Genomic DNA, 2,688 nt, shown 5'->3' with positions numbered 1-2,688 from the left:
GTGTCGCTTGCCAGCGTGATGGGACCACCTCGTTGCCACGAGCATGGGACCACTTGGAGGTGTGAGTGAGCATCACTTGGCCTCGGGGTTGGTGTCAATGGTGGCGCGCCGGTGGTGGTCTCGTTGGCGGTAGGAGGGGCCCTCGATGATCAGCGTGTGGGCGCCGGAGGTGAGTCGGTCGACGGCGGATTGGGCGAGTAGCGCGTCGCTCATCATGGCCAGCCACTCCGACGGCTCCCTGTTGGAGGTCACGATCGTGCTCGCGCGCCGGTGGCGCTCCACGACCAGCTCGTAGAAGTCGTTGGTTTCGGTGGCGTCCAGCGGGCGGAGCGCGAAGTCGTCGAGGATGAGAACGTCGACGCGGGCGAGTTTGCGGATCTCGGCCTCCAGGGTGTTGTCCAGTCTCGCGCCGCGGAGCCGGGTGAACAGCTTGTCGGCGCGGGCGGCGTGCACGGTGAGCCGGCGGCGGATCGCAATGTGCCCGAGTGCGGTGGCCAAGTGGGTCTTGCCGACCCCGACCGGGCCCAGGACCAGGACGCCGTTGCCGGCCTCGGTGAAGGCCAGGGTGGTCAGGTCCGACAGCAGGGCGCGGTCGTAGGTCAGGTCCTCGAGCTCGTCCCAGGTGTCCAGCCGCATGCTGGGGTCCAGTCCGGCGGTGCGGGCGCGCAGCATCGCCGAGCGGGACTCGCGGCGGGTGACCTCGTCGGCCAGGACGAGCTCGAGGAATGCGGCGTGGCCCATCTTGCGGGACCGGGCCAGCGCGAGCCGCTCGGGCAGGGTGTGGCTGAGCCCGCCGAGCTTGAGGGCCTTGAGGGTCTTCATCAGGTCGGTCCCGACCGGGTCCAGCGGCCCGGTCACGGCGTGGGTGGTCATGACAGCGTCTCCGATTCGGTGGTGGTCGTGGTGCGGTCGCTGGCCGCGCCGCCGGGGATGAGGGTGAGCTGGACGTGGCGGCGGCCGGTGTATTCGCTCGGGTCGCGGGCGAACCGGCCGCCTGCGGTGTCGTGGCCGCTGCCGGTGGCCGCGGGCAGCACCGGCTGTTCGCGTTCGGTGGCCTTGGCCAGCATCGAGGCGATCTTGGACACGCTCACCACGTCCAGGTCCAGGGAGCGTGCGCAGGCGGTCTCGACCGGTTCGGGTCCGTAGCGGCGGACCAACCCGAGCAGGCGGTAGACGCTGCGCATCCGGGTCCACGGCAGCGGGTCGTCCAGCAGCCGCTCGGCGTAGATGCCGATGTTGTCCCCGTGCCTGGCGCAGGCCGCGATCAGCTTGGTCAGGTCACGCAGCGCGTACCCACTCTTGTGCTCGGGCAGGTCGGTCGGGTCGGTGGAGCGGCCACCGGGCGGCTGGCGCGGGTGGGTCTTGACCAGCTGCCCGGCGGCGTAGAGCTTGACCAGCTCACGGTCGGCGCGGGCCTCCAGTTGTCGGCCGAGGAGGTGCTCGGGGGTGGAGTACAACGCCTTGGCCACCTCGACGTGGTAGTCGCGGTGGACCTTGACCCGCTTGAAGATCGGCACGTCGTAGGCGGGCGGGGCCGCCAGCAGCGCCGGAGCCTCCTGCTCGTCGAAGACCTCGGCCGGACGGGCCTGGATCGTGCCGTGCATCCGCATCCCGGCGCGCTTGGCACACCACGCCTCGGCGTGGGCCTGCGCGTCGGTCAGGTCGGTGAAGGACTCCCCGGCCCAGAAGTTGCCGCGCACGTACTGCACCGCCCGCTCCACCCGGGGCTTGTCCTTCGGGGAGCGGATCCGGGCGGGATCGGTGACGAACCCGGCATGCTGGGCGTAGTCCAGCCAGCCGGTGCTCAACCGTGGGTTGACCGCGTCGGCCTCGGCCACGACCGGCTTCAGGTTGTCGGGGATGAGGACCTTGAAGACCCCGCCGAAGAAGGCCCAGGCCGCCTCGCAGCCGGCGATCAGCGCGGCCAGCGTTTGGGAGTAGGTCAGCCACACGAACATGTGCCGGGAGTAGCAGGCGGTGAAGATCAACGCGTGGACCTTGCGCCGCCGCCCGTCCCCGGGGTCGACGAGGTAGCCCATGTGACCGAAGTCGACCTGCAGCTCGGCGCCGGGCTCGCCGTCGGCCACCCGGACGGTGGTGTCCTTGGCCCGGTAGCCGCACCGCTCGGTCGCGAACCGGTGCAGCGTCCGATACGGCACCACCAGGCCCTGCCGGGCGAGGAGCTCTTCGATCTTCACGATCGTCAAGGGTTTGGCGTCCTCGCCATCGCCCTTGACCCAGGACCGGATCTGCTCCTCCCGGCCCAGCAGCGTCGCCCACCCCGGGCCGTGCCCGTTCGGGCGGACCGGGCGTACCGCGGCCACGACCGCGCCGATGAGCGCATCATCGACCGCGGCCAGCCCGGCCGTGCGCTCCAGCCCGGCCACCTGGGCAGCCTGCACGTACCGGCGGGCGGTCTTGCGGTCCACCCCTGCCCGTTCGGCGACCGTGCGCAGCCCGGCCCCATCAAGCCAGCCCCGCAGGACCTCTCGTACCTCGATCACGCTGACCTCCCTGAACCCCACGCCCGTTGACCTCCACGCCGGCGACGCTGACGTGACGATCCAACGAGCCATCCGCGGAACCACCGGAAAGGCGCGCCGGGTGGTCCCATGACTGGCAATCCAAGTGGTCCCATGAACTTGGCAGAAACGGCTCAGAGCGGTCCCATGCTCATGGCAGGCGACA

Annotated in this window: 2 protein-coding genes; both read right to left on the bottom strand. The window is 70.6% G+C overall.

The window, feature by feature from the left end:
• Positions 1-72: 72 nt before the first annotated feature.
• Positions 73-873 carry an IS21-like element helper ATPase IstB gene (gene istB, locus FRW57_RS20105; protein WP_152186893.1) on the bottom strand — a complete coding sequence of 267 codons (801 nt, stop codon included), beginning with the start codon at positions 871-873 and terminating at the stop codon, positions 73-75.
• The gene (gene istA, locus FRW57_RS20100) at positions 870-2,504 is read right to left on the bottom strand and encodes an IS21 family transposase (RefSeq protein ID WP_238999507.1); all 1,635 of its coding nucleotides are present in this window, start codon (positions 2,502-2,504) and stop codon (positions 870-872) included. The genes istB and istA overlap by 4 nt, the downstream gene beginning before the upstream one ends.
• Positions 2,505-2,688 lie beyond the last annotated feature (184 nt).

This window comes from Segeticoccus rhizosphaerae (assembly GCF_009192725.1).
Classification (GTDB): Bacteria; Actinomycetota; Actinomycetes; order Actinomycetales; family Dermatophilaceae; genus Segeticoccus; species Segeticoccus rhizosphaerae.
This window is presented reverse-complemented; position numbering and strand designations above follow the sequence as displayed.

Coding starts and splice junctions, on each gene's coding strand:
- istB (WP_152186893.1), bottom strand. CDS start 873: ATGACCACCCACGCCGTGACCGGGCCGCTGGACCCGGTCGGGACCGAC.